At 70.2% G+C, this 18,477-nt stretch carries 22 protein-coding genes; 11 read left to right on the top strand and 11 right to left on the bottom strand.

The features are described 5' to 3' along the window. Positions 1-79: 79 nt before the first annotated feature. The 3 genes from WFJ97_RS10945 to WFJ97_RS10935 all read left to right on the top strand — a co-directional run bounded on the left by WFJ97_RS10945 (position 80) and on the right by WFJ97_RS10935 (position 2,399). Positions 80-1,300 (top strand): ROK family protein, encoded by a 1,221-nt coding sequence (locus WFJ97_RS10945; RefSeq protein ID WP_336641503.1) that lies wholly within the window; start codon positions 80-82, stop codon positions 1,298-1,300. A gap of 38 nt (positions 1,301-1,338) precedes the next feature. Then, a complete protein-coding gene (locus WFJ97_RS10940; protein WP_336641502.1) occupies positions 1,339-1,923 on the top strand; it encodes a 2'-5' RNA ligase family protein in 585 nt (194 codons plus the stop codon). 125 nt (positions 1,924-2,048) lie between these two features. Beyond that, positions 2,049-2,399, top strand: a complete 351-nt coding sequence (locus WFJ97_RS10935; RefSeq protein WP_336641501.1) for a hypothetical protein — start codon at positions 2,049-2,051, stop codon at positions 2,397-2,399. Between the two features lie 51 nt (positions 2,400-2,450). Here the strand turns inward: WFJ97_RS10935 and WFJ97_RS10930 are convergent, their stop codons facing one another. The 4 genes from WFJ97_RS10930 to WFJ97_RS10915 are packed head-to-tail and all read right to left on the bottom strand — an operon-like array spanning position 2,451 to position 7,042. Further along, entirely contained in the window at positions 2,451-3,806 is a 1,356-nt protein-coding gene (locus WFJ97_RS10930) for a dihydrolipoamide acetyltransferase family protein (protein ID WP_336641500.1), read from the bottom strand. Between the two features lie 21 nt (positions 3,807-3,827). After that, on the bottom strand, positions 3,828-4,793 hold the full coding sequence (locus tag WFJ97_RS10925; protein ID WP_336641874.1) for an alpha-ketoacid dehydrogenase subunit beta: 966 nt from the start codon (positions 4,791-4,793) through the stop codon (positions 3,828-3,830). Positions 4,794-4,804: 11 nt separating this feature from the next. Further along, positions 4,805-5,932 (bottom strand): thiamine pyrophosphate-dependent dehydrogenase E1 component subunit alpha, encoded by a 1,128-nt coding sequence (locus tag WFJ97_RS10920; protein WP_336641499.1) that lies wholly within the window; start codon positions 5,930-5,932, stop codon positions 4,805-4,807. A 27-nt stretch (positions 5,933-5,959) separates the two neighbouring features. Beyond that, positions 5,960-7,042, bottom strand: a complete 1,083-nt coding sequence (locus WFJ97_RS10915) for a histidinol-phosphate transaminase (protein ID WP_336641498.1) — start codon at positions 7,040-7,042, stop codon at positions 5,960-5,962. 87 nt (positions 7,043-7,129) lie between these two features. Between WFJ97_RS10915 and WFJ97_RS10910 the strand changes: the two genes are divergently transcribed. After that, complete coding sequence (locus tag WFJ97_RS10910; RefSeq protein ID WP_247633538.1) at positions 7,130-7,537, top strand: phage holin family protein; 408 nt, start codon at positions 7,130-7,132, stop codon at positions 7,535-7,537. A 2-nt stretch (positions 7,538-7,539) separates the two neighbouring features. Here WFJ97_RS10910 and WFJ97_RS10905 read toward each other — a convergent pair whose 3' ends face one another. Next, positions 7,540-8,904, bottom strand: a complete 1,365-nt coding sequence (locus WFJ97_RS10905; RefSeq protein WP_336641497.1) for a hypothetical protein — start codon at positions 8,902-8,904, stop codon at positions 7,540-7,542. Beyond that, positions 8,901-9,173, bottom strand: a complete 273-nt coding sequence (locus tag WFJ97_RS10900) for a hypothetical protein (RefSeq protein ID WP_336641496.1) — start codon at positions 9,171-9,173, stop codon at positions 8,901-8,903. The genes WFJ97_RS10905 and WFJ97_RS10900 overlap by 4 nt, the downstream gene beginning before the upstream one ends. A 164-nt stretch (positions 9,174-9,337) precedes the next feature. On the opposite strand from WFJ97_RS10900, the gene WFJ97_RS10895 reads away from it, so the two are divergent. Next, a complete protein-coding gene (locus tag WFJ97_RS10895; protein ID WP_282185387.1) occupies positions 9,338-9,826 on the top strand; it encodes a low molecular weight protein-tyrosine-phosphatase in 489 nt (162 codons plus the stop codon). 23 nt (positions 9,827-9,849) lie between these two features. Next, positions 9,850-11,232, top strand: coding sequence for an adenylosuccinate lyase (purB, locus tag WFJ97_RS10890; RefSeq protein WP_336641873.1), 1,383 nt, complete (start codon positions 9,850-9,852; stop codon positions 11,230-11,232). Positions 11,233-11,436: 204 nt separating this feature from the next. On the opposite strand, the gene WFJ97_RS10885 is transcribed toward purB, so the two are convergent. Beyond that, a complete protein-coding gene (locus tag WFJ97_RS10885) occupies positions 11,437-11,793 on the bottom strand; it encodes a hypothetical protein (RefSeq protein WP_336641495.1) in 357 nt (118 codons plus the stop codon). After that, positions 11,790-12,425, bottom strand: coding sequence for an acyl-CoA synthetase (locus WFJ97_RS10880; protein ID WP_336641494.1), 636 nt, complete (start codon positions 12,423-12,425; stop codon positions 11,790-11,792). The genes WFJ97_RS10885 and WFJ97_RS10880 overlap by 4 nt, the downstream gene beginning before the upstream one ends. A 294-nt stretch (positions 12,426-12,719) precedes the next feature. Between WFJ97_RS10880 and WFJ97_RS10875 the strand changes: the two genes are divergently transcribed. Beyond that, positions 12,720-13,658 (top strand): hypothetical protein, encoded by a 939-nt coding sequence (locus WFJ97_RS10875; RefSeq protein WP_281731256.1) that lies wholly within the window; start codon positions 12,720-12,722, stop codon positions 13,656-13,658. On the opposite strand, the gene WFJ97_RS10870 is transcribed toward WFJ97_RS10875, so the two are convergent. Continuing rightward, positions 13,646-14,482 carry a sulfurtransferase gene (locus WFJ97_RS10870; protein ID WP_336641493.1) on the bottom strand — a complete coding sequence of 279 codons (837 nt, stop codon included), beginning with the start codon at positions 14,480-14,482 and terminating at the stop codon, positions 13,646-13,648. The genes WFJ97_RS10875 and WFJ97_RS10870 overlap by 13 nt on opposite strands. A 117-nt stretch (positions 14,483-14,599) precedes the next feature. Between WFJ97_RS10870 and WFJ97_RS10865 the strand changes: the two genes are divergently transcribed. From WFJ97_RS10865 to WFJ97_RS10850, 4 genes are all read left to right on the top strand, one after another. After that, complete coding sequence (locus WFJ97_RS10865; RefSeq protein WP_336641492.1) at positions 14,600-15,511, top strand: DMT family transporter; 912 nt, start codon at positions 14,600-14,602, stop codon at positions 15,509-15,511. Positions 15,512-15,538: 27 nt separating this feature from the next. Then, positions 15,539-16,198, top strand: coding sequence for a GTP cyclohydrolase II (locus WFJ97_RS10860; RefSeq protein WP_247633531.1), 660 nt, complete (start codon positions 15,539-15,541; stop codon positions 16,196-16,198). A gap of 2 nt (positions 16,199-16,200) precedes the next feature. After that, complete coding sequence (locus tag WFJ97_RS10855) at positions 16,201-16,698, top strand: MarR family winged helix-turn-helix transcriptional regulator (RefSeq protein WP_247957171.1); 498 nt, start codon at positions 16,201-16,203, stop codon at positions 16,696-16,698. A 92-nt stretch (positions 16,699-16,790) separates the two neighbouring features. Further along, a complete protein-coding gene (locus WFJ97_RS10850; protein ID WP_247624183.1) occupies positions 16,791-17,117 on the top strand; it encodes a helix-turn-helix domain-containing protein in 327 nt (108 codons plus the stop codon). 100 nt (positions 17,118-17,217) lie between these two features. Here the strand turns inward: WFJ97_RS10850 and WFJ97_RS10845 are convergent, their stop codons facing one another. Beyond that, positions 17,218-17,808: a ClpP family protease gene (locus WFJ97_RS10845; protein WP_336641491.1), complete on the bottom strand. Its 591-nt coding sequence runs from the start codon at positions 17,806-17,808 to the stop codon at positions 17,218-17,220. Next, positions 17,805-18,419: a ClpP family protease gene (locus WFJ97_RS10840; RefSeq protein WP_336641490.1), complete on the bottom strand. Its 615-nt coding sequence runs from the start codon at positions 18,417-18,419 to the stop codon at positions 17,805-17,807. Before WFJ97_RS10840 ends, WFJ97_RS10845 begins: the two co-directional genes overlap by 4 nt. Positions 18,420-18,477: the final 58 nt, after the last annotated feature.

Below are 18,477 nucleotides of genomic sequence, written 5' to 3'. Positions count from 1 at the left end.
GATCCGATAACTAAATCTAATGAGCGAATTTACTCCGCTGGAAGGTACTCTCTCATTCAGACGACAGGAAGGCAAGAGCGTGGCAGACATCACCGCGGGGCTCGGCACGGGGCGTGCCAGCGTCGGCGCCGTGCTCGACTTCGCCTGGAGTGCGGGCGAGTTCACCGCCACCGACGTCATGGCCGCGACCTCGCTGACCCGCTCCACGGCCATCGATGCGATCGACACGCTCGTCGGCGCCGACGTACTGCGCGAACTGCCGAACGCCCGCGTGGCCGGCAGCTATCGCTCCGGCCGACCCGCCCGGCGCTTCGCCCTCTCCCCCGACCTCGGCGTCGTCGTCGGGATCGACGCGGGCGACACGCACCTCTCCGTCACCGTCGCCGACCTGCTCGACCGGAATCTCGTGCACCATCGCGTCGAGGTGTCGCAGACGCAGCCCGCCGCCGATCGTCGCGCGCTGATCATCGAACGCCTGGGCGCCGCTCTCGACGAGGCCGGAGTGACGCGGGAACAGGTGCTGGCCGTCTGCGCCGGCGTCGCTGCCCCCGTCGATCGCAACGGCATCTCTCCCCCGCACCCCGACGGCTTCTGGGAGCGCACGAACCCCGGGCTCGCCGAGGCGCTGCGCGGCTGGGCGCCGGTCGTGCACGTCAAGAACGACGCACAGCTCGCGGCGATCGCCGAGGGCGCGGTCGGCGGGGCGATCGGATGCCGCGACTACGTCGCCCTGATCGCGAGCGAACGCTACGGCGGCGGCGTGGTCGTCGACGGGCACGTGCTGCACGGCGCCCACGGCGGCGTCGGCGAGGGCGTCGTGTTCGACCACATCATGGGCGTCGGCTCGGCCGTCGGCCTCCCCTACTCGGTGCAGGATGCGGCACGGGATGCCGTCGCCTCGGGCACCGTGGCGCCGTCGTCGGCGTTGGGGCGGCTCGTGGCGGAAGAGCGCATCGACCCGCGCCTCGTGCTCACGCTCGCCGCGTCGGGCGACCCCGATGCCCTGCTCGTCACCGAGCACGTCGGCGCAGTCGTCGCCCGCATCGTCGGCGTGCTCGGCAGCATGTACGACCCGGCTCGCGTGATCGTCTGCGGCGCCGTCGCCGAGAGCATCGAACCCGTGCTCGAGGTCGCCCGCCGCCTGCTGCCCGAAGAGCTGCACCTTCCCGCGCCCCTCGTGCTCGCCTCCGAGCTCGGCGCCGAGGTCGTGTCGGTCGGCGCCGTCGCGACCGCCCGGCGTGCGGCGCGCGAGAGTTCGGTGCCGCTTCTCGCGGAGCAGCGTCTGTCGGTGCTCGCGTAGCCTCGCGGCATCCGTTTCCGACCGTGAGGAGTCACGACATGCCGCAGGCGGATGCCGACTCGCGGCGTGTCGTGACCCCTCACGCGCCGGTGGCCCCGCCACGCCGATCCCCGTCGACGATCGAGCTGCTCCTCGACGCCGCTGCCGAAGACGCGGTGCGAGCCGAGTGGGATGCCCTCGCCGCGCTCGGTCTGTCGAGCCTCGCCGGACACACCTCGGCGAGCAATCGACCGCACATCACCCTGGCCGCTCGGACGGAGCTGCCGCCGCTCGACGCGGGCGTCTTCACGGACCTCCCTGCGCTCCCGATCACGCTCGGCGCCCCGGTGCTCTTCGGCACCGGCGAGCGCCGCGTGCTCGTCCGCAGCATCCTGCCCACCGCAGAGCTGCAGCGTTTTCACGCGACGATCCACACTGCGATCGGTCCGGGAGAAGATGCCCCGCACACCACCCCGGGCGAGTGGACCCCGCACGTCACCCTCGCCCGCCGACTGCGCCTCGCCGATCTCGAGACCGCGCTCGGCTGCATCGGTGGCGATGTTCACAGCCGCGCTACGAGCGTGCGGCGCTGGGACCCCGCCACCGGAACGACCACCACGCTCGCGACGCTGCCGCAGGGCTAGGGACGATCGGCTCGGCTACGCCCCGTCCGCCTTGTCGCTGCGATCCGCAGCCGCCAGGATGGTTCCATGAGACGCGTGCTGGTAGGACTTCTGGCCGGCGCGTCCTGCTCCTCACCGGCTGCGGAATGAATCAGTCCGCCGCTGACGAGGTCGTGCCCGGCCTTCCCGACGGCTGGAGCGAGCCGCCACCCGATCTCATCACCGCAGAGCCCGTCGCGGGATGGGTCGACGGCGAGGATTCCTTCGGGATCGTGACGTTCGGCAGCTCGAGCTGCCCCCTCGTCGCGGCCTCGGTGTCGGCTGACGACCCCGGCACGGTCACGGTCGATTTTCGGTACTCGCCGAACAACCCGTGCACGGCCGACATGGCGATGACCACGCACGTCTTCACGCTCCCCGAGAACGTCACTCAGCGCCCTGTGGCCGTCGCCTTCGTCCTCGACGGCACGACCGAGCGCATGGAGCTACCGGGCTGAGCCGGGGCCGGTGACGACGTCGGGGTCCCCCGTCGTCACCGGGGCCACCTGTCAGTCGACGAGCAGCGCGGGCTCCTCGAGCACCGATGCGACGTCGGCGATGAAGCGGCTCATGGCGTCGCCGTCGACCACGCGGTGGTCGAAGGATCCGGCGACCGTGGTCACCCAGCGGGGGCGCACCTCGCCGTCGACGACCCATGGCTTTTGGCTGATCGTGCCCATGGCGACGATGCCGGCCTCGCCGGGGTTGATGATCGGGGTGCCGGCATCCATCCCGAACACGCCGATGTTGGTGATCGTGATGGTGCCGCCCTGCTGGTCGGCGGGCGAGGTCTTGCCCTCGCGGGCCGTGAGGGTGAGGCGGTTGAGGGCGCGGGCGAGGTCCTTCATGCCGAGGTCCTGCGCGTCCTTGATGTTCGGCACGAGCAGGCCGCGGGGTGTGGCCGCGGCGATGCCGAGGTTCACGTAGTGGCGCACCGCGATCTCGGCACCGTTCTCGGTCTCGACCCATGCGGCGTTGATCATGGGCGTGCGACGCGCGGCCCAGATCACGGCGCGGGCCATGATCAGCAGCGGCGAGACCTTGATGTCGGCGTACTCGGGCGCGGCCTTCAGGCGCTTGACGAGCTCCATCGTGCGCGAGGCGTCGACCTCTTTCCACACGGTGACGTGCGGGGCCGAGTACGCGCTCTGCACCATCGCCGAGGAGGTCGCTTTGCGCACGCCCTTCACCGGGATCGACTCGGTGCGCTCGGCATCCGACGCCGACACGGATGCCGTGACCGGCGCGACACCGCGGGCGAGACCCACCGGGGCGTTCTGCGGTGCGGGCACGGTCTCCTCGCGCACGGCACCCCACTCGGGGGTCTCGATGTTGCGGAACACGCTCGCCTGCGAGGCGAGCTTCATGACGTCGTCACGGGTGACCTCGCCGTCGGCGCCGCTCGGGGTGACCGTGGTGAGGTCGACGCCGAGGTCGCGGGCGAGCTTGCGGATCGGGGGCTTCGCGATGACGCCCACCGACGAGCGCACCGGGCGCTCGGCCGGGCGCTTGCGACGCGAGGTCGCTCCTCCCCCACTGCCGTAGCCGACGAGAACGGATCCGCCGCCCTCGTCCGCGGCGGGCGCGGCAGCTGCCGGGGCCGGAGCGGCCGGAGCCGCGGCATCCGCCTGCACGAAGGTGATGATCGGGGTGCCGACCTCGACCGTGGCGCCCTCGGCGACGAGCAGCTCGCCGACCGTTCCGGCATGGGGCGAGGGCAGCTCGACGAGCGACTTGGCCGTCTCGATCTCGCAGATGACGTCGTTGATCGCGACCGTGTCGCCGGGCGCGACCTTCCACGTCACGATCTCGGCCTCGGTGAGGCCCTCGCCGACATCGGGAAGGGTGAAGTTCTGCGTGCTCATCTGCGGTCCTTTCGGAACGTCTCAGTAGGCGAGTGAACGGTCGACGGCCTCGAGGATGCGGTCGGCATCCGGGAGGTAGGCGCCCTCGAGCTTGGCGGGCGGGAACGGGGTGTCGAAGCCCGACACCCGCAGCACCGGCGCCTCGAGAGCGTAGAACGCGCGCTCCATGACGGTCGCGGCGACCTCGCTGCCGATGCTGCCGAAGCCCTGGGCCTCCTGTGCGTAGACCATGCGTCCGGTCTTGCGCACCGAGTCGAGGATCGGCGCGTAGTCGATCGGCGAGATCGAGCGCAGATCGACGACCTCGCAGCTCGTGCCCTCCGACTCGGCCAGCGCAGCCGCCTGCAGCAGCGTCGCGACCATCGCGCCGTGTCCGACGAGGGTGACGTCGGAGCCCGCACGCACGACCCGCGAGGAGTGCAGCGGGGCGGCGGAGGCCTCGAGCTCGACCTCGCCCTTGGGCCAGTAGCGGCTCTTGGGCTCCATGAAGATCACGGGATCGTTCGAGGCGATCGCCTCCTGGATCATCCAGTAGGCGTCGTTCGGCGTCGAGGGCGACACGACCCGCAGGCCCGGGGTGTGCGCGAAGTACGCCTCGGGACTCTCTTGGTGGTGCTCGACCGCGCCGATGTGCCCGCCGTAGGGGATGCGGATCACGATCGGCATGCTCAACGAGCCCTCGTGACGATTCGTGAGCTTGGCGAGCTGCGTGGTGATCTGGTCGAAGGCCGGGAACACGAAGCCGTCGAACTGGATCTCGACCACCGGGCGGAACCCGGCCATGGCGAGTCCGATCGCGGTGCCGACGATGCCCGACTCGGCGAGCGGGGTGTCGAGCACGCGCTTGTCGCCGAAGTCGCGCTGCAGGTGCTCGGTCACGCGGAACACACCGCCGAGCTTGCCGATGTCCTCGCCCATGAGCAGGACCTTGGCGTCGTCTTCCATGGCCTTGCGCAGACCGGCGTTCAGAGCCTTGCTGAACGGCATCGTCTCGAGGGTCACTGCGCTCCTCCTTCGAACGACGCTTCGTACTTCGCGAGCCACGCCTTCTGCTCGGCGATCAGCGGGTGCGCCTCGCTGTAGACGTGGTCGAACATCCGGCTCACGGGCGGCGGGCCGAGCTCGACCGTGCGGGCGCGGAGGTCTTCGGCGGCATCCGCGCCTTCGGCGTCGACGTCGGCGAAGAAGGATGCGGCCGCTCCCCGGTTCTCGAGGAACGCGCGCATGCGGGTGATCGGGTCGCGCTGCGCCCACGATTCCTCTTCGTCGTTCCCGCGGTATTTGGTGGGGTCGTCGCTGGTGGTGTGCGCGCCCAGGCGGTAGGTGACCGCCTCGATCGCGCGCGGCCCCTGGCCGGTGCGCGCCTCGTCGAGCGCGGTGCGCGAGACGGCGTAGCTCGCGAGCACGTCGTTGCCGTCGACGCGGACGCTGGGGATGCCGTAGCCGGCGCTGCGCTGCACGAGCGGAACGCGCGACTGCGTCGAGACCGGCACCGAGATCGCCCAGTGGTTGTTCTGCAGGAAGAAGACCGTTGGCGACTGGTAGCTGGCGGCGAAGACCATCGCCTCGTGCACGTCGCCCTGGCTGGAGGCGCCGTCGCCGTAGTAGACGATGACCGCTTCGTCGCGGTCGACGTCACCACTGCCGGAGCGGCCGTCGAACGCCAGGCCCATCGCGTAGCCCGTGGCGTGCAGTGCCTGCGACCCGAGCACGAGGGTGTAGAGCCGGGTGTTGCCGTTCTTGGGATCGGTGGGATCCCAGCCGCCGTGCGAGACGCCGCGCATCAGCTTGATGATGTCGAGCGGGTCGACGCCACGGATGCGGGTGACGACGTGCTCTCGGTACGACGGGAAGATGGTGTCCTGCGCACGGGCCGCTCGGCCCGAGCCGACCTGCGCCGCCTCCTGGCCGCGGCTCGGCGGCCAGAGCGCCAGCTGCCCCTGTCGCTGCAGGTTGGTGGCCTGGGTATCGATGGCGCGGATGACGACCATGTCGCGGTAGAACTGCTCGAGTTCGGCGTCGCTGATCGATTCGATCAGCGACAGGTACCGCTCCGCAGCGGGGGTAGGGGCGAATCGGCCGTCTGCCTCGAGGACGCGGACGATTTCGTTCTCTGACGAGCTCACCGTTCCACGCTATCCGAGGAACGGTGCCTAGGGCTGGAGAGTCCGCACAACGGATTCGGAAACCTGTAGGACCTTGTCCACCGATTCATGCTCTCCGACGGATATGCGGATGCCGTCACCCGAGAACGGGCGCACGACGATGTCGCCGGCGACGAAAGCCGCGGCGACCTCGTCGGTGCGGTCGCCGGCGGGCAGCCAGACGAAGTTGCCCTGGGAGTCGGGCACCTTCCAGCCCTGGGCACGGAGCCCGGCGACGAGGCGGGTGCGGCGGGCGACGATCTCGGTGACGCGTTCGAGCAGCTCGGCTTCGGCGTCGAGGCTCGCGATGGCCGCGTTCTCCGCCGCAGCCGTCACGGAGAGGGGTACGCCGGTGACGCGGGCCGAATCGAGCACCTTCTCGTGGCCGATCGCGTAGCCGATGCGGAGGCCGGCGAGTCCGTACGCCTTCGAGAAGGTGCGCAGGACGACGACGTTCGGATGCCGGTCGAAGATGCGCTCGGCGAGACCGTCGACCGCATCGGGCGCGGTGACGAACTCGGCGTATGCCTCGTCGAGAACGATCAGGACGTCGGCGGGGACCCGCTCGATGAAGGCCGCGAACTCGCCGCTCGTGATGATCGGACCGGTCGGGTTGTTGGGGGTGCAGACGATGATCGCGCGAGTGCGATCGGTGACGGCATCCGCCATCGCGTCGAGGTCGTGACGCGCGTCGGCGGTGAGCGCGACCGGGACTCCGGTCGCTCCGGAGATGAGCGGCAGGCTCGGGTACGCCTCGAACGACCGCCACGCGTAGACGACCTCGTCGTCGACGGATGCCGTGGCGAGGATCAGCTGATGCAGGATCGACACGCTGCCCGCGGCGACGTGCACCTGGTCGGGCTCGACGCCGTACCGCGCACCGAGGCGCTCCCGCAGCCGCAGTGCGGTGGCGTCGGGGTAACGGTTGATCGGCGTGATGTGCCGCATCGCCTCGACCACCGACGGCAGCGGGTCGAAGGGGTTCTCGTTGCTCGACAGCTTGAACGCATCGGGTCCCGCCTGCTTGCCCTGGCGGTACGGCGCGAGCGCGGCGATGGCGGGGCGGATGCGGGGAAGGATCGGGTCGGTCACGAGGACGAGTCTACGAGTGCTCGAGGGAAGCGCAGCGAACGAGTCCTCCTGACAATCACCACCCCCACGTGGAAGACTGGGCGGACCATGCGCTTCATCATCCGAGTCGTCGTCAACGCGTTCGCCCTGTGGGTCGTGACGCTGATCCCCGCGCTGCAGGTGAGCATCGTCGCGTTCCCTCCGGGCGAGACGCTGCAGCTCGTGCTCACGCTGCTGGCGGTCGCCGCGATCTTCGCGCTCGTGAACACGATCATCGGCACCGTCGTGAAGATCGTGGCGTTCCCGCTCTACATCCTCACCCTCGGGCTCATCGGGTTCGTCATCAACGGCTTCCTGCTGTGGCTGACCGCCTGGATCACGAGCGGCTTCGGCTGGGGACTCACGGTCGGCCACTTCTGGTGGGGCGTCGTCGCCGCGCTGATCATCTCGATCATCAACGGCATCTTCGGCTTCATCCTGCGCCCGCAGGCCAAGAAGCAGCGCCGCCGCGACTGAGGTCACAGCACGTCCTTCCGTCGCCACCACTCGTCTCCGATGACCGGTGCCGGTGCGGGCGACCCGCCCGGTGCCACCACGTCCTCGGGCAGCACACGCTCGGCCCGATAGTCGGTCGACGTGACCGAGGTCGCCTGACCGAGTTCGTTCCACAGGCCGTCGAGCCCGTCGACCCGCGGGTCACCCGACTCCTCGACCATCTCGGCGGTCTCGACGTAGGTGTCGAGCATGTGCGGTTCGAGCGTGAGATCCTGCAGACCCTCGACCGGATCGCCGACGCGCTCCGCGGTGAAGCTGTCGGGAGAACCGGTCCCGCCGGGGGATCCGCCGCCGGCCAGGGAAGACACGACATCGTCGGTGTGCCGCAACTGCACGAGCGTCTGGTCGTCGTCGAGCGTCGGCTCGACCGGACTTCCCGCGGTGATCTCCACACCGACGTCGTAGACGTCGTCCATCGCGAGATGCGAGGCGATCGCCCCTCCCTGCGAGTGCCCGACGACATCGACCCGGTCACCCGGTTTCGCGCCCGATGCCTTCAATGCGTCGAGGGTCGCCTGGTACGACGCCGACTTCGCCCCCGCGTAGAGCTGGAAGTTCGACTTCATGTCCCAGGGGTTGCTCCCGCCATGCAGAACGGACTGGGTGCCCTTCACATACGCGACGAAGCGGTTCGTCCCATCGGGCATCGTGTACTTCTCCACCCGCACCTGCGCTCCCCCGGAATTCGGGAACCGCTGGAGGGCCTCCGGCAGCGAGGTCGGCGGGGCTTTCGGGGTCGTCGTCGCGACCGGAGTGACGCGCACGGCATCCGCCCTGCCCTGCAGCGTCGTCCCCTTCGGGATCACCCCCTTGCCGAGCAGGGCCGCCGCCATACCGATCCCGCCGAAGAGTCCACCGAACCACGTATCGAACCCGACCTGCGTATCGAGTCCATCGAACCGGTGCGTGCCCCAGTCCAGAACGAGGGCAGTGACGAGGCCCTGGACCCGGGGATCGGCATCCAGGATCTCGTCGGCCCGTGCGTTCAGGGCAGCCGCCGCAGCGGCATCGCTCGCGGCGAGCGCCTCCGCCTGCGCGCGCAGCTCGACCACCTCGTACGCATCCGCCATGAGCAGCGTCGAGGACGCCGTCGTCTCGGCCGTGAGCCGCAGCTCGTCGAGTCGCGTGCGACTGCGCCCGAGCGCATCGAAGCCGCTCCACGAACGGCAGGCGGCCGACCCCATGAGCAGGGCGTAGGCGTTGCCGGCGGCGGCCGCACCCTGCGCGAGCGACCCCGCCACGGCGGCCAACCGCGTGCCGATGTCGCGCAGCACCTCGGTGTCGACCGCGATCGCGCCGCCGTAGCGGATGTCGAGGTCGTCGCTCATCCGAGCCCCGCCGCTCGCTGCTCGGCCTCGGTCGACTCCAGGATCATCACCTCGAGGGCGACGAGACCGCGCTGCTCGGCCATCGTCTCGTGCAGCGACCGCAGCCCGTCGGACGACCATTCGATCTCGTCGACGAGCGGATCGAGCTTCGCCGCTGCGGTCTGCGCGAAGTCGAGGGCGACGCGGAGCTGAACCCCGGCCTGCTGCCACATCGACAGGTCGTACGGGGTCCACTCATCGGTGGTCGGGAGGGCGATCGAGGAGTACATGACCACAGCCTGCGCCGCGCGACGACTCGGCGATCACCGTGGGCGCACGAGCGGTGCAGAGCATCGCTCGATCGCGAGCTGTGCAGGATGAGTCCGACCCCGAACTGTGCACGACGGCCCGGGAGCGGCAGAATGGTTCTGTGACATCCCCGGATCCCTTTCGCGTGATCTTCGTGTGCACGGGGAACATCTGCCGATCCCCCATGGCCGAGGTCGTCTTCCGCGACCTCGCCGAGCATCAGGGGCTGGGCTCGCGCATCGTCTCGCGCAGCGCGGGCACGGGCGACTGGCACCTCGGCGAGCGCGCCGACCACCGCACGATCGACTCGCTCGCCCGCCGCGGGTACGACGGATCGCAGCACCGCGCGAAGCAGTTCACCGCGGCATCCTTCCTCGAGAACGACCTCATCGTGGCCCTCGACCGCACGCACGAGCGCATCCTGCGCGAGTGGGCCCGCGACGAGGATCAGGAGGGGAAGGTCACCCTCCTCCTCGGCTTCGACCCCGACGCCTCGACCCACGATGTGCCCGACCCCTACTACGCCGGCCCCGAGATGTTCGATTCGGTGCTCGGTATGATCGAGACGGCGACTCGCGGGCTGTTCCGTCAGCTCGAACCCGCCCTGCGCCAGCCCCGCACGCCCCGCATCTGACGGGCCCGATCAGGAGGATTCCCCTGACTTTCCAGCCTTCGCTTCCGCCGCAGCCCCTGAGCCCCCTCGACGGTCGCTACCGCGGCGCCGTCACCGGACTCGCCGACTTCCTCTCGGAGGCCGGCCTCAACCGGGCCCGCGTCGAGGTCGAGGTCGAGTGGCTCATCGCCCTCACCGACCGCTCGCTGTTCGAGACCTCCCCCCTGTCGGATGCCGACAAGGACCGCCTCCGCGCCCTCTACCGCGACTTCGGCCAGGCCGAGATCGACTGGCTCGCCGAGAAGGAGGCGGTCACCCGCCACGACGTCAAGGCCATCGAGTACCTCGTGCGCGACCGCCTCTCGACGCTCGGTCTCGACGCCATCGCCGAGCTGACGCACTTCGCCTGCACGAGCGAGGACATCAACTCGGTCTCGTACGCGCTCACCGTCAAGCGCGCGGTCGAGAGCGTCTGGCTCCCCGCCCTCGACTCCGTCATCACCAAGCTCCGCGAGCTCGCGGTCGAGCACGCCGACGCCGCGATGCTCTCCCGCACCCACGGCCAGCCCGCCACCCCGTCGACCATGGGCAAGGAGATCGCCGTGTTCGCGTGGCGTCTCGAGCGCGTGCGCGCCCAGATCGCGGCATCCGACTACCTGGCGAAGTTCTCGGGCGCGACCGGCACGTGGTCGGCGCACCTGTCGGCCGACCCCGACGCCGACTGGCCGACCATCGCCCGCGAGTACGTCGAGGGCCTGGGTCTGGGCTTCAACGTGCTCACCACTCAGATCGAGTCGCACGACTGGCAGGTCGAGCTCTACGACCGCGTGCGTCACGCCGGCGGCATCCTGCACAACCTCGCCACCGACATCTGGACGTACATCTCGCTCGGCTACTTCGCGCAGATCCCCGTCGCCGGTGCGACCGGGTCGTCGACCATGCCGCACAAGATCAACCCGATCCGCTTCGAGAACGCCGAGGCGAACCTCGAGCTCTCGGCCGCGCTGCTCGGGTCGCTCTCGCAGACGCTCGTCACGAGCCGCCTGCAGCGCGACCTGACCGACTCCACCACGCAGCGCAACATCGGCGTCGCGTTCGGGCACTCGCTGCTCGCGCTCGACAACCTGCGCCGCGGGCTCAATGAGATCTCGCTGTCGCGCGACGTGCTGCTCGCCGACCTCGACGTGAACTGGGAGGTGCTCGCCGAGGCGATCCAGACCGTCATCCGCGCCGAGGTCGTCGCCGGTCGCTCGAGCATCACCGACCCGTACGCCCTGCTCAAGGAGCTCACCCGCGGACACCGCGTCGGCGGCGCGGAGCTCGCCGAGTTCGTGCAGGGGCTCGAGATCGGCGACGCGGCCAAGCAGCGCCTGCTCGCGCTGACCCCCGCCACGTACACGGGAATCGCCGAGCGCCTCGCGCGCTGACGCCTCTCCGCCACGCAGAAACGCACCCCATGCCCATCGGGCGGGGTGCGTTTCTGCGTTCGGCTCGCGCACGCGCGTGCACCAATTCAGGAAGAACGGTCGACTGCGATCGGCGGGTCCGCGGGATTCCGCGGGTGACCCCACTCGGCGGCCACGGTTTTCCTGATTTATGACACGCGCCAGGCGGGCACGCCGCCGGCAGGACTATTCCGTGCGGTCGGTGCGGGCGTCGCCCGCGGCAGTGCCGTCGTCGTCGGACTCGGGGTCGTAGAGCACCGGACGGTCGACCGTCTTGGTGACGTCGGCCGGATCGACGGCCAGGATCAGCATCGCCAGCATGAGCAGCGTCACGATGAACGCACCGCCGCCGACGACCAGTCCCAGCATCACCGGGGTGAGGCCCTCGTAGCTGCCGTTCGCGATCGCGGTGTTCACGCGGGCCGTGAAAGCACCGGTCGAGACGAGCGTCACGATCATCGCGAACACACCGCACGCGAGGGCGATGCCCAACAGGTGCAGCGGCCGCAGGATGTCGCGGCGGGTGGGCTTCTCTTCGCTCATCGGGCGTCTCCGCTCTCGGCGGGAACGGATGCCGGGGCGACGGCATCCGCCTTCTGGGGCGTGAGTCCGGCGATGCCGAGGAAGACGGCGACGAGCGCGGCGTAGCCGCCGAGCATCCCGACCCCGAGGATGATGCCGGTCAGCTCGAAGGTGCCCGCTTCCTTGATCGTGTAGTCGTGGGTGAAGCCGGCGGGGATCACCCAGAGCAGCACGGCGAGCAGGATGCCGAACGACCCGATGATGATGGAGTCACGAGCCGTCGGGTCCGTGCCGATACGGCGAGCGCGGATGCCGGCGAGCAGTTCGGTCAGACCCGTCGCGAGCGCCCAGGCGCCGACGACGATGAAGAAGACGTCATTCGTGCGCCACACGGGGATGCCGGTCGCCATGCCGGCCGCAACGCTGAGCAGGCCGACCACGACGGCGGGCCACCGCGACCCCGCGGGGAACACCAACCACACCGACAGCAGCATCACGAGGGCCGTCGCGATCGCGAAGCCGCTGAAGACCGAGAGACCCACCGCCGCGGAGTGATCGGACGAGAACGTGATCATGAGGGCGGCGACGGCGGCGAACAGCGCGCGCAGCAGTTGCACGTTGCGCACGGTGAAGGTGCGGGAAGGGGCAGACATGAAGATCCAGAGTCCTCCGGGGTTGTGCTCCCAGTCTACGCGGGGGCGCCGGGGCGGAAGGACGGGGGCTGTTCGCGGGGCCCGATGGATCTCCCCAGATCGATCATCGGGCCCCACGACTACGCAGCACGGGGGCATCGCTGCGCCCGATCATCCTCCGCAAGGTCGGGCACCCTGCCTGCGTCGAGACGATCACGTCGACCCCACTTCGTCACCCAGGTCCCCAGGGGTGGCCTCGTGCGGTCGTAAGCTCACTCTAAACAGCAGTTCTTCACATACCGGAGGGGGTCTGTGATGGAGAGTGAAGATTTTCTGAAGCCCTCGAACGGGCCCGGCTTCCCCGCCGCGTTCAGGGATGCGATCAACGCGCGCCGCGTGACGCTGTCGTGGGTGCAGGAGCGTCTGCGCGCCCGCGGAAACCAGGTGTCGATGGCGACGTTGAGCTACTGGCGCTCGGGGGCGCGGCATCCGGAGGGCGCACAGTCGCTGGCCGCGGTCGCCGATATCGAGGAGCTCCTGCACCTCGACCGCGGTGCGCTGACCGGGCTGCTGCGGTCGTCGCGAACGGGGCCGCTCGGACCGAACCTCTTCCCGATCGACGAGCACGCCATCGAAGAAGCCGTGAAGGAGGCCTTCGCGGCGCTCGGTGCCGAGTACCCCGACACCTCGCGCGAGCTGACGACGCACTCGGTGACGGACGTCGGGATCGAGGGGCACGTCGTGCAGAGTCGCACGCGCAGCATCGTGCAGTCGACGATCGGCACCATCACGGCGATCCCGTTCCTCGAGCTCACCCCCGGCATCCCCACTCCGGCGCCGGAGTTCGCCGCCGACTTCGGGGGTCGCATCGCGAATCGCTACTCGCACCCCAACGGCGAGGTGCACGGCGTGCTGTTCGAGCTCGACGCACCGCTCACGGCGCCGAACACGGCGATGGTCGAGTGGTCGGTGTCGTATCCGCCGGGGTACCCGCCGCAGCTCGAGACCGGGCACGCCGTCGCGCGCCAGTGCCGCGAACTGCTGGTGTGGACGAGGTTCCATCCCGAAGCGCTGCCGGACTGGTTCGAGGAGCAGGTCGACACTCCGCAGAGTCAGACGGCGACGCCGGTGACGCTGGAGTCGGGCACATCGATCCACCAGGTGCGCCGCGCGTTCGGGCCGGGCGCGCTGCTGCTGCGCTGGGGCTTCGGCGAGCGCGAACCCGAATCGGATCCGTCGGGTCAGCCGGGCTGATCGCCCGTCGCGACCGGACGCCCCGGCGTGTTCGACCACTGGCTCCACGAACCGGGGAAGACCTTCGCATCGATGCCGACCTCGTCGAGCACGAGCGCCGTGTGCGCGGCGGTGACGCCCGAGCCGCAGTACGCCGCGACGCGGGTGCCCTCGGCGATGCCGACGGTGGCCAGGTTCGCGCGCACGGTCGCGGCGTCGAGGATGCGTCCGTCGGCGTCGAGGTGCAGCATCGTGGGGAGGTTGACGGCGCCGGGGATGTGCCCGGCGATCGGGTCGAGGGGCTCGGTCTCACCGCGGTAGCGCTCGGGAGCGCGCACGTCGAGCAGCACCCCGGATGCCGGGAACGCCGCCGCCTCGTCGATCGACAGGGCGTCGTCGCCGATCTCGCGGAGCTCCGCGGTGCCCTCCTCGGGCGACTCATCGGCCGTGTCGACGTCGTGCCCGGCGGCGATCCATCCGCGGATGCCGCCCTCGAGCACGTGCACGTCGACGCCCGCCTGGCGCAGCAGCCACCACGCCCGCGCAGCGGCGAGGCCCTTCGCATCGTCGTAGGCGACGACCAGATCGCCGTCGTGCACACCCCAGCGGCGCACCGCCCGCTGCAGGGTCTCGGTCGACGGCAGCGGGTGCCGCCCCTCGGAGGCCTCGCCGTGCGTCGCGAGCTCGGAGTCGAGCGGCACGTACACGGCGCCCGGGATGTGGCCCTCGAGATACTCCGCGTGCCCGTCGGGGCGGTCGAGCCGCCAGCGCACGTCGATCACGCGCACGGGGGCACCCTGCTCGCGCAGGTCGCTCAGTTCGTCGGGGCTCACGAAGTTGCTCATGCAGCGAGGCTACCGACGCGTTCGATGCATCCGCTCGGAGCCGACATTCTTCGTGATCTTCCGGCATCCCGCTCGGCGCTATCCTCGATGAGGCAGCCGTCGAGAAAGGGCCCCGCGATGCCCACTCGTCTGCGCTGGATGCGCTTCCGCCCGCAGGAGGCCGCCCTCATCGCGATCACCGCAGTTTGGGGCAGCACCTTCCTGCTCGTTCACTGGGCGATGCAGCACTCCGGCCCGTGGTTCTTCGTGGGGCTGCGCTTCCTCGTGGCGGGACTGATCAGCGTCGTCATCTTCCACCGTGTGCTGCGCGGCATCCGCTGGCGGGACATCGGCGCCGGCGTCGCGATCGGCATCATGATCTATCTCGGCTACGGCCTGCAGACCGTCGGACTGCAGACGATCGACTCCAGCACCTCCGCCTTCATCACCGCGATGTACGTGCCGCTGGTGCCGCTCGCGCAGTGGGCGGTGTTCCGCAAACGCCCGCCCGCGATGGCGTTCGTCGGGGCGGCGCTCGCGTTCGTCGGGCTCGTGCTGATCGCCGGACCCGACGCGTTCTCTCTCACCCTCGGCGCCGGCGAGATCGCCACGATGATCAGCACTCTGCCGATCGCGGCCGAGATCATCCTCATCAGCGTGTTCGCCGGGCGCATCGACCTCGGACGCATCACGATCGTGCAGCTGCTGACGGCGGGCGTGCTCGGACTGCTGACGATGCCTCTGGTCGGCGAGGGGTTCCCTGCGTTCTCGTGGGTGTGGGTCGTGTGCGCGGTCGGGCTGGGCGCGGCGAGCTGCCTCATCCAGCTCACGATGAACTGGGCGCAGAAGTCGGTCTCCCCCACGCGCGCGACGATCATCTACGCGGGTGAACCGGTCTGGGCGGGCGTGATCGGGCGCATTGCCGGTGAGCGCCTGCCCGCCCTCGCCCTGGTCGGCGGCGGACTCGTGGTGCTCGGCATCCTCGCGAGCGAGCTGAAGTTCGTGCGGCGGCGGGACCGGGCGCCGTCACCCGAGGAGTCCCGGGAATAGACCCGGCCGCGCCGCGTTCTACCCCACATGATTGAAAGTTCAACCGTGGTTCCTCTCGCCTCCGAGCGGACCCGCGTGCGCGTACCGATGGCCTTCGCCGACGGGTACTCCACCACCGCCGACGTCGTCACCTTCGACGGCCTCGTCGACGGACGCGAGCACCTGCTCCTCGGTCTCGGCGACTGGCGCGCGGCACTCGACCGTGCAGCCGACGGCGGACCCGCCCCCCTCGTGCGCCCGCACAGCGAGTGCCTCACCGGAGACGTCTTCGGTTCGCAGCGCTGCGACTGCGGCCCCCAGCTGCGCGAGGCCGTCGAACGCATCGCCGACGAGGGCGGCTTCCTTCTGTACCTCCGCCAGGAGGGTCGCGGCATCGGCCTCTACGCCAAGCTCGACGCCTACGCGCTGCAGGACTCCGGCCTCGACACCTACGAGGCGAACGTCGCCCTCGGTCGCGGTGAGGACGAGCGCGACTACACCGTCGCCGCTCAGATGCTCGCGGCGGTCGGCGTCGACGGCATCCGCCTGCTCAGCAACAACCCCGACAAGGCGCGCCAGCTCGAGGACCTCGGCATCCGCGTGACCGAGCACGTGCCCACCGGGGTGCACCTCTCGGAGGCGAACACCCGCTACCTCGAGGCCAAGCGCGACCACACCGCGCACACCATCGACCTCTCGGCGGCGTGAGCATGGACGCGCGGATCGACGGACAGACGGATGCCGTGCGGCACCCGCGCCGGCTCGACGACGCCGAGATGCAGACGTGGCTGCCGGTCATCCGCTTCGTGCAGCTGCTGCCGCAGGTGCTCGATCGCGCGCTGAAGGACGAGGTCGGGCTCAACCACGCGCGGTACGCGATCCTCATCATGCTCGCCGGGCAGATCGATGGCGGGGCGACCACCATGACCGAGCTCGCCCGCATCGCAGGGCTCAGCCGGTCGCGCCTGAGCCACGCGATCGACTCTCTCGAGGAGCGCGGCTGGGTCGAACGCACGTCGTGCGGCGCCGACAAGCGCACGCTCTCCGCAGCCCTCACCCCTGCCGGGCGCGACCTGTTGCGCGAGGCGGCCCCCGTGCACGTCGAGCAGATCCGCGAACTCGTGCTCGACCCGCTCACCGACGAGGAACGCGGTCAGCTCGCCGGCATCCTCACGAAGCTGCTGCCCGGGGTGACGGCGGCGCTGTAGGGCACCGCGTCGCCGCGGCGAGCCACCTCCGGCGAGTTCTGCTCTGAGCAGAAACGATGGATGCCCGGGAACCGTGCGTCGTACCGTGAGGCATGGCCGACATCGTCCCCTTCCCACGCACGCCCCGCCCGAGCGACCCCGAGCCGCTGTGGCGCCACCTTCTCGGCGAGCAGTTGCGCCGACGCCGCCACGACCGCGGTGAGACCCTCACCGAGACCGCCGACACCGCGGGCGTCTCACCCCAGTACCTCTCGGAGGTCGAGCGCGGGCGCAAGGAGCCGTCGAGCGAGATGATCGCGGCGATCGCCGGCGCACTCGACACCAGCCTCATCGAGCTCACCAGCGCGGTGGCCGATGAGCTGCGCACGGCGTCGGTGCCGGCATCCGCTCGTGCATCGGTCTTCGCCCTCGCGGCCTGACTTTCCCGGGGGCTGGGGCGCTTCGACAAGCTCAGCGACCCAGGGTGGTGGCCCAACAAGCCTGGGTCCCTGAGCCTGTCGAAGGGCCCGCCCTACCCCCTTACCCCCGTTCCCCCAGCACCGTGTCGATCAGTCCGTAGGCCTGGGCGGCGGATGCCGTGAACACGCGGTCGCGGTCGGTGTCGGCACGCAGCTCCCGGGCCGTGCGGCCGCTGTGCCGGGCGAGGATCTCCTCCATGTCGGAGCGCACCCGCACGACCTCGTCGGCCGCGAGGATCAGGTCGGGGATCGCCCCGCGCGACCGCCCTGCCGGCTGGTGCAGCACCAGTCGGGCGTGCGCGAGTGCGGCACGCTCCCCCGGTGCTCCGGCGGCGACGAGCAGGGCGGCGGGTCCGATCGCCTGGCCCACGCACGTCGTCGCGATGCTCGGGCGGATGTGCTGCATGGTGTCGTATATCGCGAGCGCCGCCCCCGGATCGCCGCCTTCGCTGTTGATGTAGAACTGGATCGCGCTCTCGGGGCTGTCGGCGTCGAGGTGCAGCAGCTGGGCGATCAGCGCGTTCGCGACGCCCGCGTCGATGCCGGTGCCGAGGTAGATGACGCGCTCGGCGAGCAGGTGCGAGTACACGTCCATGACGCGCTCGCCCCGCGGATGCTGCGCGATCACGTTCGGGATCGTGTAGCCGCTCATGCGCCCGCCCCCAGTCCGACCCGCGCACGTCGACGCGGCATCACGTCGGTGAGCGATGACACGATCTCGTCGATGAAGCCGTAGCCGCGCGCCTGCTCGGCCGTGTACCAGCGGTCGTGCAGCGAGTCCTCGAAGATGCGCTCGCGGGTCTGCCCGGTGTCGTCGGAGATGAGTCCGAGCACCGTGTCGCGCATGTGGCGGAGGTCGTCGGCCTGCGTCTCGATCTCACCCGCCGATCCGCCGATCCCCGCCGAACCCTGATGCATGAGGATGCGCGCGTGCGGCAGCGCCCGACGCTTGCCCGCGGCACCCGCCGAGAGCAGGAACTGCCCGGCGCTGCACGCCAGCCCGAGCGCGAGGGTCGAGACGTCGTTGGGGATGAGCCGCATGATGTCGCGGATCGCGAGCATCGACGGCACGGAGCCGCCGGGCGAGTGGATCCAGAGGGCGATGTCGGTCGCGGCGTCCTCGGCCGAGAGGGTGAGCAGCTGCGTCATCAGCAGCGTGCCGTTGTCGTCGTCGAGGGCGCCGTCGAGCACCAGGACGCGTTCGTGGAACAGGGCGCGTCGGGCCTCGGGCCCGAACTGCGGGAGGGGGTTCTCTTCGCTCATGCCCCCAGCATCCGCCGGTCGCCCCTCGCGCACGCCGGAATCTGCCCTCGGCCGATCC

Origin of the sequence: Microbacterium sp. USHLN272 (assembly GCF_037149655.1) — a bacterium.
Classification (GTDB): Bacteria; Actinomycetota; Actinomycetes; order Actinomycetales; family Microbacteriaceae; genus Microbacterium; species Microbacterium galbinum.
Note: the sequence above shows the minus strand (reverse complement) of the source record. Positions and strands in the feature narration are given on the sequence as shown.